Raw genomic sequence first — 22,093 nt, forward strand, 5'->3', positions numbered from 1 at the left:
CTCGTGCCCTTCGAATCCGTACCGGTCACCGACGAGCGTGCCCAGCAGCTGCTGAGTGACTATTTCGCGTACCGCTCGGCGACCTTCCCCGTTGCCGACGGCTACGTCGTGAAGCTGCCGGACCCTACGGCCTTCACCCCGCCCGCGGGCGAGTTCCTGATCGCCCTCGATGACGGCGGCGTCGCGATCGGGTGCGGCGGCATCCGCCGCCTGCCCGACGACGTGCTCGGCGCGCCTCGCGTCGTGTGGGAGGTCAAGCACCTGTGGGTCGCGGATGCCGGGCGGGGCCGCGGGACGGGCCGTGCGCTGCTCGCTGAGCTCGAGCGCCGGGCCGCGGCGCGTGGCGCCACCTCGATCGTGCTCGACACGAACGCGAGCCTTGTCGCCGCGAACAACCTCTACACCTCGAGCGGCTACCTCTCGATCCCCGCCTACAACGACAACGGCAACGCGACGACGTGGTTCCGCAAGGACCTCGCGTAGGCACTCAGGGCGCCGTGGCGATGGCAGCCGCATAGGCGGTGTTCAACTCGGCGAACACGGATGCCTGACCTGCACGTCGTGGCGTGCCGAGATGCTGCTCTCGCAACTCATCCATGAACCGTTCCCAGAGCTCGGGGCCGCCCCGCTCTAGCACCTCGGCGCGGACCGACAGCTCGTGGCTCGCGGGCAGGTGCCGCCGCCCCCACGAGCCCAGCGCTGCCATTACGGGGACGAGTTGGATGCCGGCCTCCGTGAGGCTGTAGCGGATCTTCTGCTTGTGGCTCGCGTCGTCCGATGTCCAGAGAAGGCCGTTCGCCACGAGGCGGCGGAGCCGGTCGGCCAGGATGTTGGACGCGATCCCCTCTTCGGAGCCCGTCAGCAGCTCGCGGAAGTAGTGCCGGTCGCCGAACATCACGTCGCGCAGTACGACGAGTGACCACTTGTCGCCGAGTACCTCGATCGACAGATTGATCGGGCAGCCGGAACGGTGCTCGCCTACGCCTGGGTTCGCCATGAGTCTGATTGTAGTTTGCAATCGGAACTGCTAGCTTGGGGTCACCGCTTTCAAACCGCAATCAGTTTCAGTTGAGGAGAGGCAATGGAGCCGACGAGCGAACGGATCGATTCGCGTTACAGCGACCCGGCGGCAGATGCCGTGCCCTGGAAGCAGGCCGTGGCGCGTCTGGCCGCCGCGGAGGTCGCGTGGATCGTGACCGTGCGACCGGACGGCCGGCCGCATTCGACGCCGATGACGCCGGTGGTGCGCGACGACAAGGTGTATTTCCACACCGGTGCGCCCGAGGTCAAGCACACGAATCTCGAGTCCAACCCGCACGTCCTGGTGCTCGCCGGCGACACCGCCTGGGAGTGCGGCCTCGACGTCGTCGTCGAGGGCGTGGCTGCACCCGTGACCGACGAGGCAGTGCTGCGCGAGGTGGTCGAGCTCTATGCGTCCCGCTGGGACGGGCGCTGGAAGCTTCGAGTGCTCGAGGGTCGCTTGGACGACTTCCGAGACCGGGAGTTCCCGCTGGTGCCCTTCGAGGTCACGCCGACCAAGGCGTTCGCCCACTCCAAGGGCGACCCGTTCAGTCAGACGAACTATCGCTTCTGATCGGCGGAATCCGTCAGGCAGCTCAGCCGGCTGCGAACAGCGGCCTCGGGTCGAAAGCGGCGCGGATGCGCGTGATCAGACCGTGCTCGACGTGGCTCCAGTTGGCGGTCGGGATCGGCGCGGTGCGAGCGGTGACGAGGTCGAACCAGGTGATCGCGTCTGAGCCGTCGACGACGCGGGCGCGAAGCACGAGGTCGACCATGATCCGCTCAGCCATTCCCTGCAGGCCGGCGATGCATTCATCGACCCCGTCAGCGGTTCCGAGCGGGCCCACGAAGCTGACGGCAGGGTCGAGCACGGTGCGCAGCCGGTCGAAGTCGCGGGCGCGCCAGGCGTCGAAATAGGCCGTCACTGCCTCACGGGTGCGGTCGGTGTCGGACATCTCGGACTCTCCTCTCTGCCCTCGGGGTCAGAGCTCGGGCGCCCACGGACGCGCGGTGACGCCGACGGTGTTCCAGGCGTTGATGACGACGATGAGCGCGATGAGCGCGCCGAGCTCTGGAGGGCTCAGGAACGCCGCGGCCTCGCGCCAGTCAGCGTCAGAGACGTGCGTCTCGGCGACACGAGTCATGGCGTCAGTCAGGCCGAGCGCGGCACGCTCGCGCGCGGTGAAGAACGGCGACTCCCGCCAGACGCTCACCGCGGCGACGCGACCGACCGGCTCGCCCGCGCCGAGCGCCGCCTTGGTGTGCTGGTCGACGCAGTATGCGCACCCATTGAGCTGCGATGCGCGCAAGCGGACGAGCTCACGCAGGCCGGGCTCGATGCCGGCGGCGTCGAGCTCGCGCGTCGCGGAGGCGTCGAGAGCGGCGAGAGCCTTGGAGAACACGGGTGCGGCGGCGTCGACGTCGAGCCGCACCGGGATGTCGACGGTGGTCGTGGTCATGTTCGTGGTGATCCTTTCCTCACGACCAGCGTCGGGCCGGGGCATCCCATCTGTCCAACAATTGATTCACATGGAAACTATGCTTTCTGCGCATGGAACTGCATCAGCTGCGGTACGTGCTCGCCGTCGTCGAGCAGGGGTCGTTCACCGCGGCCGCCGCGGCGGTCCGGGTTCACCAGTCCGGCGTCAGCACACAGGTGCAGAAGCTCGAGCGCGAGCTCGGGGTGACGATCTTCGATCGCTCGGCGCGTCGGGTCACCCTGACGCCGGAGGGCGAGCGGGTGGTGGCGCAGGCGCGTGCGGCGGTCGCGGCGGTGGACGAGGTGGCCGAGACCGCGAACGCCCTTCGTGGGCTCGTCATCGGCTCGCTGCGCGTCGGCACGGTGACGGGGTTCGCATGGGGCCCGCTGTTCGACGCACTCGCCGACATCCATGCCCAGCACCCGGGCGTCGACATCCGCGTTCAGGAAGGTGAGTCCGACGATCTCATCAGCCAGGTGCGCTCGGGAGCGCTCGACGTCGCCTTCGCTGCCTGGTCGGGCGACAGCCCCGACGGGCTCGAGGTCGACGTCGTGTTCGACGACGTGCTCGTCGCCGTCGTCGCGCGCGACCACCCCTGGGCGGCACGCACGCGCGTGCGGCTCGCCGAGCTGGCCCGCGCGGACCTGATCGCGCTGCCGGTCGGCACGGGCGCGCGCTCAGCACTCGACCGAGCACTGAGTCGAGTCGGGGCGCTTCGAGCGCCGCGCTGGGAGGTCGCGTCTCCGACGTATGTGGCGGCGCTCGCCTCCCGAGGGCTCGGCGTCGGCATCGTCAGCTCGACGACGGCGCTCGGCTGGGACGAGCTCGTCACGCTCCGTATCGCCGACGACGAGTGGGGCTCCAAGCTCGGCGTCCTCCACCGGCCGGCGCCGATGCTCGCTGCGCGGGCATTCCTCGACAGGCTGGACGCCGCGCGATCGGGTTCCTCCCGTTCGATCACGCCCGCGGCCCCGCACTGACGTTCGCCTCACGCCAGCTCGGGCGACGACGCCTAGAAGGGCAGCACCTCCGGCAGGCCCGTGCGCAGCTCGGCGGGCAGGTGCCCGAGGTCGTTGAAGACCAGCAGCTCGGGCTTCTTCGCCGGGCGGTGGCGGATCACGGTGAGCGAGGCGTTCGCGGCGTTCAGGCCGAGCCACCGCCAGGTCGGGGCATCCAGCACCTCGCGCACGAACCAGGCGATCACGAAGTTGTGCGTGATCAACAGGTCGTGGTGGTCGGCGCGCGAGGGCGAGAGGAACTCGGCGACGGCGTCGTCCATCTGCGCATGGCCGGCTTCGATCTGCGCCTCGCTCACGCCGTGGAAGAACGGCTCGAACGACTTGGGCGTGCCGGGCTCGGGGCCGGACGGGATGCAGTCGAAGAGCAGGTTCGACGGTTCGGGGTCGATCGCCGGAAGGCGCTCGGCAAGCACCTTCGCCGTCTGCTCGCCGCGGGTGAGCGGCGAGTGATAGGCGCCGGTGAACGGCACGCCGCCGAGGCGGTCGGCAAGCATCCGCACCTGGCGAACGCCACGCGGAGACAGGGGGCCGTCCTGCATGCCATGCTCTGCGTCCTGCTGCTCGCCGTGGCGGACGAGGTAGAGATAGTGCGTCATCCGAGGCCCAGCCCTGCGAACGCCTCGGGCTGCACGTCGCCGACCGCCGCGAGCGCGGGCGGCACGGCCGCGAACTCGGCGGCGAGCTCCTGCACCTCGCCTGCCGTCACCAGCGCAAGACGGCGCAGGCTCTCGTCGAGGTCGCTGAACTCCCCCATGGTGATCTCGGCGCGGCCGAGGCGCGTCATGCGCGTGTCGGAGTCCTCGAGGGCGAGCGCGGATCCGCCAGAGAGCTGGCCGACCGCACGACGCAGTTCCTCGCCGGTGATGCCGTATTCCGCGATCCGCTCGAGCTCTGCACGCACGAGCTCGACGACCTGCGGGGCCTTGTGCGGCGCGCACCCCGCGTAGACGCCGAACAGCCCGGCATCCGCGAACCCCGACGCGAACGAATACACGGAGTACGCGAGCCCGCGCTTCTCCCGCACCTCTTGGAACAACCGGCTCGACATGCCGCCACCGAACACCGCGTTCAAGACGGCGAGCGTCGTGCGGCGCTCGTCGGTTGCGACGAGACCGGGCACGCCCAGAAGCAGGTTCACCTGCTCGACCGGTCGCGTGATGGTCACCACGGAGGATCGGTACCCCAGCTCGGCCGGCTCTATCGGCCGCCGCGGCGCAGGCGTGCCCGGCTCATCGAGCCCGCCGCGCGCGAGCGCCGCCGTGACGTCGGCGACGAGGCGGTCGTGGTCGACCGCACCGGCCGCGGCGATCACGAGATGCTCGGGCCGATGAGTCGCGCGATAGTGCTGCCAGACGCCGTCGCGGGTCGCGGTGCGGATGGTTGCGGGGTCACCGCCGATGGGGCGACCGAGAGGATGCCCGCCCAGCACGGACTTGTAGAGCTGCTCGCTCGCCACATCCGCCGGGTCGTCGTCGGCCATGGCGAGCTCTTCGAGGATCACCTGGCGCTCGTTGTCGAACTCGTCGGGGTCGATCAGGCTCGCGGTGATCATGTCGCCGATGACCTCGACCGCCATCGACAGGTCCTTGTCCTGCACCTTGGCGTAGTAGCAGGTGTACTCCTTGGTCGTCGCCGCGTTGTGCTCGCCCCCGACGGCGTCGAACGAGACCGCGATGTCGAGGGCCGTGCGCGTCTGCGTGCCCTTGAAGAGGAGATGCTCGAGGAAGTGAGTCGAGCCGAAGCTCGCGCTGTGCCCGGCATCGGCGCCGGTCTCGTCACGCGAGCCGACGGTCACCCAGAAGCCGACCGTCGCGCTCCGTGCGCCCGGCACGCGCTCGCTGAGCACACGCGCGCCGTTCGGCAGCACGGTGCGGCGCACCAGAGCGTCGCCGGATGCCGCGAACGCCAGCTCGGCCTGGTCGAGCGGAAGTGTCACGGCGCCGTTCATCACCGACCACTCTATGGCGCGCGCCGAGCGGGCCGCACCGCCCGGCCCCGTCCCCCGAAGTTGTGACACGCGGAAAGGCCTTGTCCCCCGCAGTGAGGACTCCAAGCCGCCGGTCTAGATATACTGGCGACCTCGCACCACCTTTACCCCCGCGCTGGATTTCCCCCACGACCAGCACTTTCACAGCCCTTCAGAAGGACTCGCTGAATGATCCCCGCAGCTGTCGCCCCTCGTCCACCCGCCCCTGCGAAGTTGAAGATCCTCGAGGTCGCCGACCGGCTGTTCTACACCGAGGGCATCCACACCGTGGGCGTCGACCGCATCATCAATGAGGCTCACGTCACGAAGGCCACCTTCTACAAGCACTACCGCTCCAAGGACCTGCTGATCGTCGCGTACGTCGAGGGGCGGCACTACCGGGCGAAGAACCTGGTCGACGAGGCGCGGGCGAACCTGACGGACCCGGCGAGCGTGCTGCGGGCCCTCGCGGCGCTGATCGGGCAGATCGCGGTGCGCACCGGATTCCACGGCTGCCCGTTCATCAACGCCGCGGCGCAGTTCAGCGACGTCGACCACCCCGTTCGGCAGGCGGTCGCCAGGCACCGCGCCTGGGAGCGCTCGGTCGTCGCCGAGCTCGTGACCGAGCTGGGCCACCCTGCCCCTGAGGACGCGATCGACGACCTCATCCTGTTCCGCGACGGCGCCCTGTCTGGCAGCAATGTCGGCGACCCCGAGCGCGCCTATCGCGCGCTCGCACGCGCGGTCGAGCGCATCATCGCCGAGCGCTCCGCGGGCTCCGGCACCCACCTGCGCACGGCGTAGGCAAGGCTCGGTTCGGGCCGCCGCCGCGGCTCAGCGCAGCGTCTCGACCGAGCGGTCGAGCTCGAGCATCTGCGCCCGGGTGAGACGCACCGCCGCGGCGTCCATCAGCACATCGACCTGCTCGGCACGGGTCACGCTCACGATGGGCGCGACCACCCCGCGCTTGGCGAGCAGCCAGGCGAGCTGCGTCGTCGCGGGCGGCACGTCAAGCTCTGCGGAGACGCGGTCGAGTGCCACGGCGATGCGGTGCTCACGACCGCGGCTCGCGAACACCCCGATGGCGCGCTCGCGCTCAGGCTTCGCGATGCGGGCGCCCGCCGCCTGGCTCAGCCGCGCGCCACGGCTCGCGAGCACCTTGGGCGGCAGCGAGGGGCTGGTGAGCGCAAGCGAGGCGGTCGTCGCATCGGGGAGGATTCCGAGCTGCTGGGCGGCGGCGCCCATGCGCACCTCGGCGGCGTCGCCGACCTTGTCGGTGATGGCCCACGGCAGGCGGATGGCCGACAGCCGCGGCAGGCCGTTGCCGGCGAGCACGCGCGCCTCGAGCAGCTGCTGCCCGGTGGCACCTGTCGCACCCAGGTAGCGCACCTTTCCCGCACGCACGAGCTCGTCGGCGGCGCCGAGCACCTCGTCGATGGCGAGCCCGAGCTCTGCCGATTCACGCAGGTCGAGCATCAAGAGATCCACACGCTCGAGGCGCAGCGCGCGCAACGACGCCTCGACCGCGCGCACGACGCGGTTGGCGCCGCTCGCGCGACCACCATCGCGCTGCACGGCGGGCGTCAGCACGGTCAGCGCCTTGCTCAGCCGCTCTGACCCCAGCCAGCGGCCGACCAGTTCCTGATTGCGACCGGAGCCGTCTTCGTCGCCGACGTCGTAGAGGCTGCCACCGCGCACCGCGAACCGATTCAGGATGCGGCCGGCGACGACGTCGTCGACGGCCGCGAGACGGGCAGTGCCGAGCGCGAACGGGAACGTCGTCAGCTCGGTGTCAGCGAGCCGGCGCTCGGCGACGATCGGCACCGGTCGCGTGAACGCGGCGTCGTCGGCGGCGAAGATCGAGCCGGAGCCCGCAGCCCCGCTCAACTCCGCGTCGCGGCTCGTCAGAGCCCCCCGCCCCGTGTGACTGATGTGCTCGCGCGCCCCGACCGGCGAGTAATCGCTCATGCGGGCCCCCTTCCCGTGAGAGCAGCCCCACCGCCGCTCTCACGCTGAGGTTATGTCAGACCTCCGACACGGGGCGCGGTGAATCGCGTAAGCGTTACGAAAAGTTCGCACACCGGCCAGTGCCCGGTGCGGTACAACGACGGATGCCTGCCCCGACAGTGTCGGAGCAGGCATCCGTTCGTCTGCGAAGCGACGCGCCTTACTCGGCCGCGCCCTCCGTGGCGGGCGTGGCAGCCTCGGCCTCGGCGATCACCGGAGCGAGCGAGAGCTTGCCGCGGTCGTCGATCTTGGTGATCTCGACGAGGATCTTCTGGCCGACGCCGAGCACGTCCTCGACGTTCTCGACGCGCTTGCCGCCGGCGAGCTTGCGCACCTCGGAGATGTGCAGCAGGCCGTCCTTGCCGGGCAGCAGCGAGATGAACGCACCGAAGGTCGCGATCTTGACGACCGTGCCCAGGAACTGCTCGCCGACCTCGGGGTTGGTCGGGTTCGCGATCGCGTTGACCTGCGCACGCGCGGCCTCTGCGCTCGGGCCGTCGGTCGCGCCGATGTAGACGGTGCCGTCCTCTTCGATCGAGATCTCTGCGCCGGTCTCGTCCTGGATGGCGTTGATCGTCTTGCCCTTCGGGCCGATCAGCTCGCCGATCTTGTCGGTCGGGATCTGCACGCTGATGACGCGCGGCGCCGTCGGCGCCATCTCGTCGGGGCCCTCGATGGCCTGGTTCAGGACGCCGAGGATGGTGATGCGGGCGTCGTGCGCCTGCTGCAGCGCGCCGGCCAGGACCGACGACGGGATGCCGTCGAGCTTGGTGTCGAGCTGGATGGCGGTGACGAACTCGCTGGTGCCGGCGACCTTGAAGTCCATGTCGCCGAGGGCGTCCTCAGCGCCGAGGATGTCGGTCAGGGCGGCGAACTTGGTCTCGCCGTCGACCGTCTCGGAGATGAGGCCCATCGCGATACCCGCGACCGGCGCCTTCAGCGGCACACCCGCGTTGAGCAGCGAGAGCGTCGAGGCGCAGACGGAGCCCATCGAGGTCGACCCGTTCGAGCCGAGGGCCTCGGAGACCTGGCGGATCGCGTAGGGGAACTCGTCACGGGCGGGAAGCACCGGGACGAGCGCGCGCTCCGCGAGGAAGCCGTGGCCGATCTCGCGGCGCTTGGGGCTGCCCACGCGGCCGGTCTCACCGGTCGAGTAGGGCGGGAAGTTGTAGTGGTGCAGGTAGCGCTTGCTCGTGACGGGGTTCAGCGAGTCGATCTGCTGCTCCATCTTGAGCATGTTCAGCGTGGTGACGCCCAGGATCTGGGTCTCGCCGCGCTGGAAGATCGCCGAGCCGTGGACGCGCGGGATGACCTGCACCTCGGCGTCGAGCGGCCGGATGTCGCGCAGGCCGCGACCGTCGATGCGGATGCCTTCGCTGAGCACGCGGCCGCGCATGACCTTCTTCGAGACCGACTTGTAGGCGGCGGAGACCTCGTTGATGGCCGACTCGGGCAGCTCGCCCGCCTCGACCTTCGCGGCGATGGCCTCCTTGACGCGCGCCTTGAGTGCGTCGTCGGCGTCCTGGCGCTCGATCTTGTCGGCGATCCGGTAGACGGGGCCGAGGTCGGCGAGCGCGAGCGACTCGACGGCCGCGTAGGTCTCGTCGGTGTAGGGCAGGAAGACGGGGTAGTCCTGCACTTCCTTCGCGGACTGCGCGGCGAGCTTCGCCTGCGCCTCCACGAGGGTCTTGATGAACGGCTTGGCCGCCTCGAGGCCCTGCGCGACGACCTCTTCGGAGGGCTTGGTGGCACCGGCCTGGATGAGGTCCCAGCTGTGCTCGGTAGCCTCCGCCTCGACCATCATGATCGCGACGTCCTCGTTGCCCTCGGCGTCGGTGACCACGCGGCCGGCGACGACGATGTCGAACACGGCCTCGGAGAGCTGGCTGTGCTTCGGGAAGGCGACCCACTGGTCGCCGATGAGGGCGAGGCGCACACCCGCGATCGGGCCGCTGAACGGCAGGCCCGAGATCTGCGTCGAGGCCGACGCCGCGTTGATCGCGAGAGCGTCGTAGAACTCGTCGGGCGCGATCGAGAGGACCGTGATGACGATCTGGACCTCGTTGCGCAGGCCGTCGACGAACGACGGGCGCAGGGGGCGGTCGATGAGGCGGCAGACGAGGATCGCCTCGGTCGAGGGGCGGCCCTCACGGCGGAAGAACGAGCCGGGGATCTTGCCGGCGGCATATGCGCGCTCTTCGACGTCGACCGTCAGCGGGAAGAAGTCGAACTGGTCTTTGGGGTGCTTGCTCGCGCTCGTCGCGGAGAGCAGCATCGTCTCCTCGTCGAGGTAGGCGGCGACGGCGCCCTGCGCCTGCTGCGCGAGGCGGCCGGTCTCGAACCGGACGACGCGCTTGCCGAACTTGCCGTTGTCGAGAACGGCTTCGGCGAACTTGATTTCGGGACCTTCCATCGAGGTCTTACTCCTTTGTGGTTCCGCGCCGCCGTGTTGCGGACGCGGGCGTACACGAGGAGCAGGGATCGGACAGGAGTGAGCACGAGGCGATGTTCCTCGAACTCATGCTGGCCACCAGTAGAAGAGCGCGGATGCCGCGCAGTGCTGCGCGCTTCCGAAATCCACCACCGAGGACCAGCTCCCTGTCGGCCTGCCCCTACGGCTGAGATCTTATCAGGCGGCCCCTCACCGGCCCCGGAGCGCCAGCGTTCTGCGCGCCGCGTCGGCGAGCTCGACGCCGTAGCCACGGCCGTAGCCCGCGGCGTGCACCGCGAGCGGGTGCAGCTGGTGGACGGGAATCCGCTCGCGCCAGCCCTCGACCAGCGGGTGAACCGACTCGTACCCCGCGACGATGTCGCCGAGGTGCGGCGCCCCGAACAGCGCGAGCATCGCGAGGTCCGTCTCGCGGTGGCCGCCGTGCGCGGCCGGGTCGATCAGCACTCCCCCGGCCTCGTCCCACAGCAGGTTGCCGTTCCAGAGGTCGCCGTGAATGCGAGCGGGCGGCTGGTCGTCGTCGAACTCGCCGCGCGCGACCAATTCACAGGCGGCGCGGATGCTGCGGGCTTCGGTCGCCGTCACGCTGCCGGCCTGCTCGGCGATCTCGAGGAACGGCAGCACGCGCTCGCGTGCGTAGAACAGGCCCCAGCGCGTCTCGGTGGCGTAGAGCTGTCGCCTCTTTCCGATGAAGCCCGGGCCTTGCCAGCCGCGAGGCGGTGCTCCGAAGGCATCCGCCCCGGCATCGTGCGTGCGCGCGAGCGCCGCACCGAATGCGCGCGCCATCTCCGGTGTGGGGCGAGCGGCGTGGATGCGCTCGAGCTCGATGTGCGCCGGCGAGACGTCGATCACCGCCACGACGCGCGCGCCACCGCCCTCCGTCGCCTCGGCGAGCCAGCGCAGGCCGGCGGCCTCCGACTCGAAGAAGCCCTCTGGCGCGTCCGGGTTCTCTTTGACGAGGGTGTCCACTCCCCCAGTCTCGTCAGCGACGGCGCAGCAGGGGAACCCCCGCGAGCACCACGATCACGAGGACCACCAGGGCGAACACGACCAGCACGTTCGGGATCGGGAAGAACGCGAGCGCGACGCCGACCGCGATCACGGGGACGGTGAGGCCCGCGTAGGCGGCCAGGAACATTCCGGCGAGCACCTCGCCGCGGTTGTCGGGGCGAGCGGATGCTGCGGCCACGCCGATGGACGACGTGAAGACGAGCCCCACCCCAGACCCCGCGATCACGCCTCCGACGATCAGCAGAGCGAGCGATGGCGCGAGGCCGACCATCGCGACGAGCGCGAGCCCGATCACCATGAGCGCGACACCCAGCTGCAGCTTGCGGCGGCCCTCGACCCGCGCCAGTGCGAACTGCGACGTGGCGCTCGCGCCGACCACGCCGAACACCACGGCGCCGGCGACGAGGTGGCCGCCGAGGTGCAGCAGCCCCACCACGATGCTCGCGGTGAGCGCGGTGAAGAAGCCGAGCACGCTGAAGGCGGCCGCCGCCCCGATGGCGGCCGCGGCGAAGGTCGCTCGCGCCTCGGCCGGAACGCTGACCCGCTGCGGCGCGTAGCGGCGGCGGCTGCCCGCGACGTCGACGGTCTCTGGCACGAACAGCACGAGGCCGAGCGCCACGACCAGCAGCACGAGGAACACCGCGAACGGCGTGACGACCGGAGCCGGCAGGAACTGGGCGAGCAGGCCACCGATGAGGGGGCCGAGGGCCAGGCCGCCGGTGTTGATCACCGTCGCCGCGGTCGCCGCCTTCGCGCGCGGCTCACCGGGGTGCGACACCGCGCGCAGCTCGGCGAGGTAGGCCGTCGCCGTCGCCGTCAGAGTTCCGACGCCGATGCCCGACACGAAGCGCGCCGTGAGCAGGCCAGGGAGGGCGTTCCAGACCAGGAACAGCACTGCCGCGATCGCCTCGATCGCGACAGACGCGATCAGCAGCCTGCGGCGCCCCAGCCAGTCGCTGACATGACCCGCGAGATACAGCGCCGCCATGACGCCGACGGCGTAGGCCGCGAACACGAGAGTGACGACGAAGCCCCCGAAGCCGTCGCGCTGCTCGTAGATCGGGTACAGCGGCGTCGGCACGGTCGTGAACGCCATCGAGAAGAGGAACGCCCCTGCGACGATCCAGAAACCGGTGTGGTGCGCCGCCCGGCTCGGGGCGGCGGTCGTGTGTGCTGACACGGTGCTCATGCTCGTCACAACCACATCCTGAGCCGCGATATTCATCAGCACCAGCGAAGATCATTGAACAGATCAATCGAATTCCTCGATAATGACTGCGTGGATGCCCGTCAGCTCGAGATCTTCGCCGCCGTCGCCGAGGAGCGCAGCTTCACCCGTGCCGCCCGCCGGCTGTTCGCTGCCCAATCGACCGTCTCTGCAGCCGTGCGCGCTCTCGAGGCGGAGCTGGGCGCGCCGCTCTTCGAGCGCTCGACCCGCTCGGTCGAGCCGACCGCCCTCGGTGAGTCGACGCTCGCCGACGCCCTCGAGGCGCTGGAGGCCATCGACCGCATCCGCAGCGCAGCGGCACCGGAGGCCGGCGGCCTGCGCGGCCGCGTGCGGCTCGGCATCTTCTCGAGTCTCGAGTTCCTCGACCTGCCGCAGCTCATCGGCCGCTTCCACCGCGACAATCCGCTCGTCAACCTGCGTCTCGCCGTCTCGCCGACCGGCTCCAGCGGGCTGCTCGACGACGTGCGGCATGGCCGGCTCGACGTCGCGCTCGTCGGCATGCCGCGCAACGAGCTGCAGGGCCTCGAGAGCGTCGAGATCGGTGAGACCGGATTCGTCGCGGTGCTGCCCGCCGGGCATCCGCTCGCCGCACGCAAGACGGTCACGCTTGCCGCGCTGGCGGACGAGCGCTTCGTCGACACCCCGCCCGGCTTCGGCAACCGTGTGGCCGTCGACCGGGCGTTCGAGGCGCTCGGTCGCCCGCGCACCGTCATCGCCGACGTGCCCGAGCTGCCCGCAGTGCCGCGCTACGTCGCAGCGGGGCTCGGCATCGCGGTGGTGCCCACCGTCACATCCGTCGATGCCCGCGGCGTCGTCGCCGTTCCGCTGCGCGATGGGCCGCGCTGGGTGCTGTCGGTCATCGCGTCGGCGCGCCGGGGTGCCGCGGCGAACGCGCTGCTCGAGGTTCTCGCCACGAAGCGAGGAACCCTGACGGCTCAGGCCACGTTGCGGTAGCGCGAGAGCTCTGCCTCGAGCTCGCGGATGCGATGGCGATCGCTCTCGCGACGGTATGCCGGGATCGTCACGATCAGCGCGATGATGACGCCCACGATTCCGCCGACGCTGTTCGCGACGAGATCGCGCACGTCGGACACGCGGCCCGGGATGAAGCGCTGCGCGGTTTCGATGGCCCCGGTCAGCGCGACGCAGAGCAGCACGGCGGCCCACCAGAACCGGCGACCGAGAAGCAGCACGAGGAACAGGCCGATCGGCAGGAACATCAGGATGTTGCCGGCGAACTCGGCGTGCGCGTAGGTCAGCTGCGCCGCGAGCCTCGGCCAGTGCGACTGCGTGAGCAGGCGCCCCTCGTGCAGCAGCACGTAGACCCAGTGGGCCCCGCGGTGATCCAGCGGCTGCGGTCCGAGGGTCACCCACGCGACGATCGCGAGATAGATGAGCGTGAGCGGTGCGAGAACGGGGTGGCGGCGGAACATCAGGCGGTCACCCCGGGTTCGGTCGCGCCGGCGCCGGCGGCCTCCACCGCCCGCAGGCCCTCCAAGCGCACATCGACGGCGAACTTCGGCGCCACTCCCGTGACGACCGCAGGCACGACGGCGAAGCGGCCCTGAGCGCGCAGCTCATCGAGCTCGCGCTGCCAGGCGACCTGCGCCTGATCGCCGATGCGGCCGACGTGGTGGAAGTCGTGGTCGGACAGCAGGTACACGCCGATGTCCGAGCGCCGGTTCCACCAGTTGCCGACGTCAGGCACCAGGATCGCGCGCGGCTCGCGCGTCGAGCGCGCGAGCGCGGCGCCGATCGAGATCTGGTGCCGCCGGACGTCGGCGACGGTGATCGGATGCCCCGCCGCAGGCGCCTCGATGAGCTCGAGTCCCTCGAGCCGCGCCAGGTGGCCCTCCGCGGTGAAATTCGGGCCGCGACGACGGGCGGCGACGGTGATGCCGATGATGAGCGCGACGACGAAGAGCACCGTGACGACGATGCCGACGACGTATAGGGCGTCCGCGCCGATGTCGTGCAGCGAGCCGGTCACGAGCATGAGCAGCACCAGCACGAGCCAGGGCAGCGGAGCCCAGCGCAGGAAGGGCTTACGACGTGGCCTGGGCATCCTGCAACGCTAGTGGAGCGGGGCTGGGCGCACGCCGCACGGCACGTGTGAGACCGATGGCCAGCAGCAGCTCGGCCGCGATGTAGGTGAGCATCACCCAGAAGCTCGCCTGCGGCACGTGCAGGTCGGCACGGAAGAGGTGCACCGCGAGCAGCCCGTCGGAGACGACGAACACGACGCCGCCGAGCTCGAGCACTCGTGAGGTGAAGCCCGCGACGCAGGCCATCGTGCACAGCGCGAGTCCGTAGACGATGACGGCCGGAAGCATGGCGCCGACGTGCGTGACGACAAGGCTGAGCAGCGCAAAGAAGAGCGCGACGTAGGGCCAGATACGGCGCGGCCGCCACTCGGGGTTGCCGCCCCGCACCGTGCGCCGCGTGAACGCCACGATGAAGCAGACGTGCGCCAGCAGGAATGAGCCGAGCCCGAGCGCGAACGAGACGCCGAGCAGCACGTCGCCGCCCCACGAGAAGACCAGCGCCGCGATGAGCCAGGGCGTCACCGGGTTCCGCAGAGGGCGCATGGCCTGCAGCACCGCAAGGACGAGCAGCGGCATGAGGAGCCACTGGGCGCCCGTGGCGACCGCGGTGGCGTGAGCGAGATTCGCGCCGAGGTTGATCAGGGCGGCGAGGGCGTACGGCACGTACGACAGGAACGTCTTTGTTCGCATGGTGAGGGGATACTAGCCGGGCGGTGACCGGTAGCCGAAGGGCGCTGCGGTCAGGCATCCCCTGAAATCACAAAGGCCGCCACCCGAAAACGGGTAGCGGCCCTGTGAAGCCGTGAAGGCGTCTTATCGACGCAGACCCAGGCGCTCGATCAGCGCGCGGTAACGCGCGATGTCGATCTCCTGCAGGTAACCCAGCAGGCGGCGACGGTGACCGACCAGGATCAGCAGACCACGACGCGAGTGGTGGTCGTGCTTGTGCTCCTTGAGGTGCTCGGTCAGGTCCTTGATCCGCTTGGTGAGGATCGCGACCTGGACCTCAGGGGATCCGGTGTCACCGGGGTGGGTAGCGTACTCGTCGATGATCGCCTTCTTGGCCTCTGCATCAAGTGCCATGAATGGATCCCCTTTCTCTCGTTGCGCGGTGCCCGGGGCAGGATGCCTGAGCTCTCTTATTCCGCGGCCGTTGGACGGCAACCTTCACAGTCTAACAGAGCAGAAGCGCCGCTCTCGATGGGGGCCGGCCTCGACGCCCTCCTGAGCACTTCGGCCACCTTCGCTTGGCATCATGTGCCGCATGCGGGGGACGAGATGGGACATCCAGGGTCTGCGAGCATTGGCGGTCGGGGCGGTCGTCATGGACCACGCGGGCGTACCGGGGGTGGGCGGCGGCTACGTCGGCGTCGACATCTTCTTCGTGGTCTCAGGGTTCCTCATCACGGGCCAGCTCGCGCGTCGGCTCGGGGACACCGGGCGCGTCGGCTTCGCCGACTTCTACGCGCGCCGCGCCCGCCGCATCCTGCCCGCGTCACTCGCGGTGCTCGTGCTGACCGCGCTCGGCGTGCTGCTGTGCGTTCCGCCCACACTGAGGTCGCGGGCGATGACGGATGCCGCAGCCGTCGCTGTCTACGCGCCGAATTATGTCTTCGCGGCCCGCGGCACCGACTATCTCGCGAACACGACGCCGTCGGTGTTCCAGCACTACTGGTCGCTCGGCGTCGAGGAGCAGTTCTATCTGCTCTGGCCTGCCCTACTCGGGGTCTCGTGGTTCGTGCTGCGTCGGCGCCGCGGCGCCGTGGCCGGGGTTCTCGGAGTACTCGCCGCCGCATCCTTTGCCGCGGGGCTCGTTCTCACCCGGACGAACCAGCCATGGGCGTTCTTCGCCCTGTGGCCGCGCGCGTGGGAGCTCGCGGCCGGCGGCCTGCTCGCCCTCGCCGCGCCGGCGGTGGCTCGGCTGCTGCCACCGTGGGTCGCCCGCCTGCTCGGTTGGGCCGGGCTCGCCGGGATCGTCGCCGCGTGCACGCTGTTCACCGCAGACACGGTGTTCCCCGGGGCAGCGGCGCTGCTGCCCGTGATGTCTGCGGCCGCGGTGATTGCGGCGGGCGGCGTGTCCGTGCGCGGCTCCGTCGGGGCACTGCTGTCGCTCAAGCCGCTCGTGTTCCTCGGCACGATCTCGTACTCGCTTTACCTGGTGCACTGGCCGCTCGAGCAACTGCCACAGGCAGCCGTGGGGTATGAGAACCCGCTGCCGCTGTCGGTGAAGGTCGCCCTGGCACTGCTCGCCGTGCCGCTCGCCTGGCTCATGTACCGGCTGCTCGAGAACCCCGTTCGGCATGCGCGCGTCCTCGCCGAGGCGGGACCGCGTCGCAGCCTGCTGGCGGCCCTCGGTGGCAGCGGGGTGCTGGCCGCAGCATCCGCCATCGCCATCATCATGACCGCGAACCCGCCCCTGCACACAGGGCGCGCCGTCGCCGATCAGACCCCTACGGCGCCGGTGAAGGCCACCGGCTTCGTGCCGAAGAACCTGAAGCCGTCGCTTGCCGCGGCGCCGAACGACAACCCGTCGCTGTACGCGGACGGGTGCGAGCTGGATTTCTCGACGTCGCGGCCGAAGCCATGCAGCTTCGGCCCGGACGACGCGCCGACCGTGGTGCTGTGGGGCGACTCGGCCGCAGCGCAGTGGGCACCCGGGTTGCAGCAGGCAGTCGTGTCCTCAGGAGACCGGCTGGTCACCCAGACGAAGAGCGGCTGCGCCTCGACCCTGATCACGCACGTGCGCGACGGCGGCCCGTACCCCTCGTGCGACGCCTGGCGGAAGAAGGTGCTCGAGCAACTGAATGCCGATCCGCCCGCCGTCATCGTGCTCGCCGACTACGCCAACGAGGAGCTGCCCAAGGGCAGGGACGCCGAGAAGACGTGGGCCGATGGTCTTGCCGACACGATCAGCCGGTTGCCGGCGCAGTCGCGCGTGCTGCTGCTCGCCGACAGTCCTGACTTCGGCACGAGCCCGATCGAGTGCCTGTCGCAGCACGTCGACGACGCCGATGCGTGCGCGCGTTCGGCGGCGAAGGCGCTGAGCTCGCCGGGGCGCGTCGCGGCGTACCGCGCGGCCGCGTCGACCAGGGCCGACATCGTCGACCTCACCCAGTACTTCTGCGCGGACACGTGTCCGGCGATCGTCGGCGACACGCTCGTCTACCGCGACTCGCACCACCTGACGGCCAGCTACGCGAGCAAGCTGTCGGCACCGCTCAAGACGAAGCTCGCGCCTTACCTGCCGTAGCCTTGATCGGTGAGCGACCCGGACCATCCCGCCCCTGCCGCCCCCGCTGAGACCCGCCGCCGCTCGCTGTTCGTCGACATCGCTCCCCTGCGCGAGAGCCCCGAGTTCGCGCGCCTGTGGGCAGGCAATGCCATCGCCGGCATCGGCAGCCAGATCACCGTCGTCGCGGTCGGGCTGCAGATCTACGACCTGACCCACTCGACGCTCGCCGTCTCATTCGTCGCGCTGTTCGCGCTCGGCCCGATGGTCGTGTTCGGGATCTACGGCGGCATGCTCGCCGACGTCTTCGACCGCCGCAGGGTCGCACTGATCTCGGCGCTCGTCGCGTGGGTGTCGACGGCGGGCATCTGCGCGCTCGCCTGGCTGCACAACGAGACGGTGTGGCCGCTCTATGTGCTCACCATGCTCAACACGGTGGGCGCGACGGTGTTCTCGTCGGCGGACACTGCGATCACCCCGCGCCTGCTGCGCCCCGGGCTGCTGCCCGCGGCGGCCGCGCTGGGCGGCATCTCGGCCGCGATCTCGATCACCGTCGGCCCCGCGGTGGCGGGCGTGCTCGTGGCCGCGGTCGGCTACGCGCCGACCTTCTCGATCGACGTCGTCACCTTCACCTGCGCGTTCCTCGCCGTCGTGCTGCTGCCGCCGATCGTGCCGGAGCCCGGCGCCGAACGGCCCGGCCTGCGCTCGCTGCTCGAGGGCGCACGCTTCCTGCGGCGGGCGGCGAACATCCGCACCTCGTTCATCGCCGACATCATCGCGATGACCTTCGGCCAGCCGCGCGTTCTGTTCCCCGCCGCCGGCGCCGTGCTGATCGGCGGGGGCGCCGTGACCGTCGGCGTGCTGACCGCCGCATACGCGGTCGGCGGCCTGCTGTCGAGCGTGTTCTCGGGCCCGCTCGGGCACGTGCGCGCGCAGGGCCGCGCGGTCGGCCGGGCGATCACGGTGTACGGCGCGGCGATGCTGGCCTTCGGCATCGTGCTGCTGGTGCAGACGACCGGGGGCCACGGGCGCGTCTCACAGCAGTGGGGCGACGTGCACTGGCCGGCGCTCGTCGCCGCGGCCGCCGCACTTCTCGTCGCGGGCGGCGCCGACAACGTGAGCGCGATCTTCCGCGGCACGATCCTGCAGGCGGCCGCGCCCGATGCCATGCGCGGCCGCATCCAGAGCGTCTTCATCGTCGTCGTGACGGCCGGCCCGCGCGTCGGCGACCTCTACATCGGGCTCATGAGCACGATCGCGGTCGCGCTGTGGCCGGGGCCGGTGCTCGGCGGCATCCTGATCGTCGTCCTGATCTTCCTGCTCGTGCGCGCGCAGCGGTCGTTCCGCGAATACGACGCACTGCACCCGGTCGCGTAGCCAGGCACACAGGCGGTACGCAAAAGCCCCGGGCGGAAAGCCCGGGGCTCTTGCGTCATGACCGCTGGATTACTGAACGCCCAGCAGGTCGATCACGAAGATCAGGGTCTGGCCGCCGAGCGGGTGGCCGCTGCCGGCGGGTCCGTACGCGAGGTGCGGCGGGATCGTGAGCTTGCGGCGACCGCCGACCTTCATGCCGGGGATGCCTTCCTGCCAGCCGGCGATCAGTCCGCGCAGCGGGAACTGGATGGACTGGCCGCGGCTCCACGACGAGTCGAACTCCTCGCCGCTGTCGAAGCCAACGCCGACGTAGTGCACGTCGACCGTGGCGCCGGGCACGGCCTCTGCCCCGGTGCCGACCTCGAGGTCGACGATCTCGAGCTCGGTCGGAGCCGGGCCCTCGGGCGCCTCGATCTCGGGCTTGGTCTTTTCGGTATCTGCCATGCCGTCAATCAAACCGGTTCGGGCGCTGCGCGCGCAAAGCGGTCAGTGGATCCACAGCCCGCTCTTGCCTGTTCGCCACGACGGCGCGACACTTGAGGAAGGAACTCGTCGACCGCTCGGCTGCAGGCTCAGCCGCACCAGGGTCGGCGAGTTTTCATGTGCGCGAAACGCTGAGTCCGTCTCTGACGCAGTCGTGCGGCCCGGGCATCCGCTCGCCCGCCGGTCAGCCCGTGAGAACGCGCTGGCGATCCTCGGTGACGGCGTGCAGCAGCCGCAGCTCGTCGCGCTGCGCCCGCGCCCGCCCGTGATCGCTCTGGATGCGCTGCCGCGTGTACGCGAGCTCTGTCGCATCGCGGATGAAGCGCCGCATCGCCTGCCGCACGCGGACGCCGTGAGTGCGCGCCCATAGCCGCGCCTGACGACGGCCCCCGCTCGTGCCGAGCAGATCGACCTCGGCCGCGGTGAACCAGCCGGCCCGCGCATACAGCGTCAGCGCCTGATAGGTCAGCTGCGCGTCACGCCGCCTGGCGATCAGCACGAAGATCGCCACGAGGGCGAAGATCGGCAGTTCGACGATCAGATAGAAGAAGAACGCGCCGTTCTCGCTGAGCGCCGAGCCGAGGTTGAAGCCGGCGTGCAGCACGATCGCGAGCGCGAGGCCCGCCAGGAACAGGCCGATGGTGCGCCCGACGCGAGCAGGGCCGCGGCCCGCATAGCCGAGGGCGATGCCGGTGCACGAGGTGAAGGTGAGGTGGGCGAAGGGCGAGAGGATGCCGCGCACATAGAACGTGTAGGCGAGGTCGGTGTCACCGCCGTCGCGCAACGCCAGCCCGAAGTACTGGATGTTCTCGACGAAGGCGAAGCCGGCGGCGATCGTCGCGGCGTAGACGACACCGTCGACCGGACCGTCGAAGGTGCGTCGGGCGATCAGGAAGATCAGCAGCACACCGACGCCCTTCGCGACCTCCTCGACGACGGGTGATTGCACCGTGATCATGAAGAACTGGCTGCGGGTGACGCCGAGGTGGTGGCTGTAGAGGTTGAGGGTCTCGTCGACCACGAGCGCCGTGAGAATCGAGACGCCCGCACCCCACATGAAGGCGAACACCCGGGCGAGGAACGGCTCGGGCTCCCACCGGTCGACCCACCGGACGACGGCGAGCACCGCGACCAGCGGTACGAGGGCGATCAGGCCGTTGAGCACGACCCCGCCGATGCCGAGCACACTCACGAGATACGAGACGACCCACATCACGGCGATCGCGCACACGATGATGCCGACGACGATGGCGGCGTTCATCGTCACGTTGCGCGGGCGGCCGGAGAATGCGGGCAGGACCGGCGTGATGGCGCCCGTATCGGAGGTGGGCGGAGCGTACGGATCGGTCGCGTTCATCGCAGTCTCACTCGGTGATCTCGAACACCTTGCCCGGGTTCAGGATGCCCCGCGGGTCGAAGACGGCCTTCACCTGGCGCTGAAGAGCATACGAGTCGGGCCCGAGCTCGTCGATGAGGTGGTGGCGCTTGAGGATGCCGACGCCGTGCTCGCCCGTCAGGGTGCCGCCGAGCTCGAGCGCGGCGCGGAACAGCGCGTCAGAGGCGGCGCGCACCTTCGGGGTGAGCACCCCGCCCTCGACGACGAAGTTGGGGTGCAGGTTGCCGTCGCCCGCGTGCGCCACGGTCGGGATGCGCACGTCGAACTCGCGCGAGATCTCCGCGATGACGTCGAAGGCGTCGGCGAGCCGCGTGCGCGGCACCGAGACGTCCTCGATGAGCACCTCGCCACGGGAGGCGAGCGCGGGGTGGAAGGCACGGCGGATGCTGAGCAGCTGCTCCCCCGTGGCGGCATCCGTCGACACGCGCGCCTGCCCGCCCGCCTGCTCGATGAGCTCGACGGCCCTCAGCACCGTGTCCGGCGCGGGGGACGCGTCGAACTGCACGAGCAGGAATCCGTCGCCCGTCGCCGGGCCCATCGCGTCGCGGATGACCGCGTCACCCAGGTACTCGCGCACGGCGTCGAGCGCCTGGCTGTCGACGAGCTCCATCACCGCGGGGCGCAACCGGGCGCCGACGATCGCGGTCGCCGCAGTGGCCGCCTGCCGCACCTGCGGGAAGAACGCGCCGAGGGTGACGACGTCACCCGTCGGACGCGGAAGCACCCGCACCGTCGCCTCGACGACGACGCCGAGGGTGCCCTCGGAGCCCACGAACAGCGCGGTCAGGTCGTAGCCGGTGACGCCCTTGACCGTGCGGTGGCCGGTCTGGATCAGCCGCCCGTCGGCGAGCACCACCTTGAGGCCGAGCACCGCCTCGCGCGTCACGCCGTACTTGGCGCACAGCAGGCCGCCCGCGTTCGTGGCGATGTTGCCGCCGATCGACGAGATCGCCTTGCTGGCGGGGTCGGGGGCGTACCAGAGACCGTAGGGCGCGAGTGCCGCGTCGAGATCCGCGTTGATCACACCGGGTTCGACGACCGCGAGCTCGTTCGCCGGGTCGATCTCGAGAATGCGGTTCATCTTGACGACCGAGAGGACGATGACGCCCGCGCCGCCGACGGCGCCCGCGGCGAGACCCGTGCCCGCGCCGCGGGGCACCACCCCGACGCCTGCCTCGCTGGCGAGCCGCAGCGTCGCCTGCACCTGCTCGACACTGGTCGCCTCGACGAGCGCGAGCGGAGTGCCGGAGGCCAGGAAGCCTGATTTGTCGGTGCGTACCGTCGCGAGCCGCTCAGGGGCGACGGTCACCGCGTCGCCCAGCTCGGAGGTCAGTCGGGCCACGAGATCCATGTCCCGATGTTATTGCCGACATACGATGGTG

At 70.3% G+C, this 22,093-nt stretch carries 23 protein-coding genes; 7 read left to right on the forward strand and 16 right to left on the reverse strand.

What is annotated here, in order from left to right; all coding sequences use genetic code 11:
* Positions 1–3 precede the first annotated feature (3 nt).
* Positions 4–483 carry a GNAT family N-acetyltransferase gene (locus ABD736_RS13100; protein WP_344792307.1) on the forward strand — a complete coding sequence of 160 codons (480 nt, stop codon included), beginning with the start codon at positions 4–6 and terminating at the stop codon, positions 481–483.
* Positions 484–487: 4 nt separating this feature from the next.
* Here ABD736_RS13100 and ABD736_RS13105 read toward each other — a convergent pair whose 3' ends face one another.
* Positions 488–997, reverse strand: a complete 510-nt coding sequence (locus ABD736_RS13105) for a winged helix-turn-helix transcriptional regulator (protein ID WP_344792308.1) — start codon at positions 995–997, stop codon at positions 488–490.
* 84 nt (positions 998–1,081) lie between these two features.
* On the opposite strand from ABD736_RS13105, the gene ABD736_RS13110 reads away from it, so the two are divergent.
* Positions 1,082–1,594: a pyridoxamine 5'-phosphate oxidase family protein gene (locus ABD736_RS13110; protein WP_344792309.1), complete on the forward strand. Its 513-nt coding sequence runs from the start codon at positions 1,082–1,084 to the stop codon at positions 1,592–1,594.
* Positions 1,595–1,616: 22 nt separating this feature from the next.
* Here ABD736_RS13110 and ABD736_RS13115 read toward each other — a convergent pair whose 3' ends face one another.
* Complete coding sequence (locus ABD736_RS13115; protein ID WP_344792310.1) at positions 1,617–1,976, reverse strand: nuclear transport factor 2 family protein; 360 nt, start codon at positions 1,974–1,976, stop codon at positions 1,617–1,619.
* A 27-nt stretch (positions 1,977–2,003) separates the two neighbouring features.
* Positions 2,004–2,480 carry a carboxymuconolactone decarboxylase family protein gene (locus tag ABD736_RS13120; protein WP_344792311.1) on the reverse strand — a complete coding sequence of 159 codons (477 nt, stop codon included), beginning with the start codon at positions 2,478–2,480 and terminating at the stop codon, positions 2,004–2,006.
* Between the two features lie 92 nt (positions 2,481–2,572).
* On the opposite strand from ABD736_RS13120, the gene ABD736_RS13125 reads away from it, so the two are divergent.
* On the forward strand, positions 2,573–3,481 hold the full coding sequence (locus ABD736_RS13125) for a LysR family transcriptional regulator (RefSeq protein WP_344792312.1): 909 nt from the start codon (positions 2,573–2,575) through the stop codon (positions 3,479–3,481).
* 32 nt (positions 3,482–3,513) lie between these two features.
* On the opposite strand, the gene ABD736_RS13130 is transcribed toward ABD736_RS13125, so the two are convergent.
* Both ABD736_RS13130 and ABD736_RS13135 read right to left on the reverse strand, forming a co-directional pair.
* Positions 3,514–4,116, reverse strand: coding sequence for a histidine phosphatase family protein (locus tag ABD736_RS13130; protein ID WP_344792313.1), 603 nt, complete (start codon positions 4,114–4,116; stop codon positions 3,514–3,516).
* Positions 4,113–5,468, reverse strand: a complete 1,356-nt coding sequence (locus ABD736_RS13135; protein WP_344792314.1) for a M16 family metallopeptidase — start codon at positions 5,466–5,468, stop codon at positions 4,113–4,115. Before ABD736_RS13135 ends, ABD736_RS13130 begins: the two co-directional genes overlap by 4 nt.
* A gap of 207 nt (positions 5,469–5,675) precedes the next feature.
* Here ABD736_RS13135 and ABD736_RS13140 point away from each other — a divergent pair, with 207 nt between their 5' ends.
* Entirely contained in the window at positions 5,676–6,290 is a 615-nt protein-coding gene (locus ABD736_RS13140) for a TetR/AcrR family transcriptional regulator (RefSeq protein WP_344792315.1), read from the forward strand.
* Positions 6,291–6,320: 30 nt separating this feature from the next.
* On the opposite strand, the gene ABD736_RS13145 is transcribed toward ABD736_RS13140, so the two are convergent.
* The 4 genes from ABD736_RS13145 to ABD736_RS13160 all read right to left on the reverse strand — a co-directional run bounded on the left by ABD736_RS13145 (position 6,321) and on the right by ABD736_RS13160 (position 12,142).
* Positions 6,321–7,454 (reverse strand): aldo/keto reductase, encoded by a 1,134-nt coding sequence (locus ABD736_RS13145; RefSeq protein ID WP_344792316.1) that lies wholly within the window; start codon positions 7,452–7,454, stop codon positions 6,321–6,323.
* Between the two features lie 199 nt (positions 7,455–7,653).
* Positions 7,654–9,906: a polyribonucleotide nucleotidyltransferase gene (locus ABD736_RS13150; protein ID WP_344792317.1), complete on the reverse strand. Its 2,253-nt coding sequence runs from the start codon at positions 9,904–9,906 to the stop codon at positions 7,654–7,656.
* A gap of 228 nt (positions 9,907–10,134) precedes the next feature.
* Positions 10,135–10,911, reverse strand: coding sequence for a fructosamine kinase family protein (locus ABD736_RS13155; protein ID WP_344792318.1), 777 nt, complete (start codon positions 10,909–10,911; stop codon positions 10,135–10,137).
* 13 nt (positions 10,912–10,924) lie between these two features.
* Positions 10,925–12,142, reverse strand: a complete 1,218-nt coding sequence (locus tag ABD736_RS13160; protein ID WP_344792946.1) for an MFS transporter — start codon at positions 12,140–12,142, stop codon at positions 10,925–10,927.
* Between the two features lie 90 nt (positions 12,143–12,232).
* Here ABD736_RS13160 and ABD736_RS13165 point away from each other — a divergent pair, with 90 nt between their 5' ends.
* Positions 12,233–13,135, forward strand: a complete 903-nt coding sequence (locus tag ABD736_RS13165) for a LysR family transcriptional regulator (RefSeq protein ID WP_344792319.1) — start codon at positions 12,233–12,235, stop codon at positions 13,133–13,135.
* Here ABD736_RS13165 and ABD736_RS13170 read toward each other — a convergent pair.
* From ABD736_RS13170 to rpsO, 4 genes are all read right to left on the reverse strand, one after another.
* Positions 13,117–13,614 carry a VanZ family protein gene (locus tag ABD736_RS13170; protein WP_344792320.1) on the reverse strand — a complete coding sequence of 166 codons (498 nt, stop codon included), beginning with the start codon at positions 13,612–13,614 and terminating at the stop codon, positions 13,117–13,119. The genes ABD736_RS13165 and ABD736_RS13170 overlap by 19 nt on opposite strands.
* The gene (locus ABD736_RS13175) at positions 13,614–14,246 is read right to left on the reverse strand and encodes a hypothetical protein (protein ID WP_344792321.1); all 633 of its coding nucleotides are present in this window, start codon (positions 14,244–14,246) and stop codon (positions 13,614–13,616) included. Before ABD736_RS13175 ends, ABD736_RS13170 begins: the two co-directional genes overlap by 1 nt.
* Positions 14,227–14,916 carry a lysoplasmalogenase gene (locus ABD736_RS13180; protein WP_344792322.1) on the reverse strand — a complete coding sequence of 230 codons (690 nt, stop codon included), beginning with the start codon at positions 14,914–14,916 and terminating at the stop codon, positions 14,227–14,229. The genes ABD736_RS13175 and ABD736_RS13180 overlap by 20 nt, the downstream gene beginning before the upstream one ends.
* A gap of 123 nt (positions 14,917–15,039) precedes the next feature.
* Positions 15,040–15,309 carry a 30S ribosomal protein S15 gene (rpsO, locus tag ABD736_RS13185; RefSeq protein WP_344792323.1) on the reverse strand — a complete coding sequence of 90 codons (270 nt, stop codon included), beginning with the start codon at positions 15,307–15,309 and terminating at the stop codon, positions 15,040–15,042.
* Positions 15,310–15,490: 181 nt separating this feature from the next.
* Here rpsO and ABD736_RS13190 point away from each other — a divergent pair, with 181 nt between their 5' ends.
* Positions 15,491–17,476 (forward strand): acyltransferase family protein, encoded by a 1,986-nt coding sequence (locus ABD736_RS13190; RefSeq protein ID WP_344792324.1) that lies wholly within the window; start codon positions 15,491–15,493, stop codon positions 17,474–17,476.
* A 9-nt stretch (positions 17,477–17,485) separates the two neighbouring features.
* Positions 17,486–18,832, forward strand: a complete 1,347-nt coding sequence (locus ABD736_RS13195) for an MFS transporter (RefSeq protein ID WP_344792325.1) — start codon at positions 17,486–17,488, stop codon at positions 18,830–18,832.
* A 69-nt stretch (positions 18,833–18,901) separates the two neighbouring features.
* Here the strand turns inward: ABD736_RS13195 and ABD736_RS13200 are convergent, their stop codons facing one another.
* The 3 genes from ABD736_RS13200 to ABD736_RS13210 all read right to left on the reverse strand — a co-directional run bounded on the left by ABD736_RS13200 (position 18,902) and on the right by ABD736_RS13210 (position 22,062).
* Entirely contained in the window at positions 18,902–19,276 is a 375-nt protein-coding gene (locus ABD736_RS13200; protein ID WP_344792326.1) for an FKBP-type peptidyl-prolyl cis-trans isomerase, read from the reverse strand.
* A gap of 223 nt (positions 19,277–19,499) precedes the next feature.
* Positions 19,500–20,672 (reverse strand): PrsW family intramembrane metalloprotease, encoded by a 1,173-nt coding sequence (locus ABD736_RS13205; RefSeq protein WP_344792327.1) that lies wholly within the window; start codon positions 20,670–20,672, stop codon positions 19,500–19,502.
* 7 nt (positions 20,673–20,679) lie between these two features.
* Positions 20,680–22,062 (reverse strand): FAD-binding oxidoreductase, encoded by a 1,383-nt coding sequence (locus tag ABD736_RS13210; RefSeq protein WP_344792328.1) that lies wholly within the window; start codon positions 22,060–22,062, stop codon positions 20,680–20,682.
* Positions 22,063–22,093: the final 31 nt, after the last annotated feature.

Origin of the sequence: Gryllotalpicola daejeonensis (genome assembly GCF_039538145.1) — a bacterium.
In the GTDB taxonomy this organism is placed as follows: domain Bacteria; phylum Actinomycetota; class Actinomycetes; order Actinomycetales; family Microbacteriaceae; genus Gryllotalpicola; species Gryllotalpicola daejeonensis.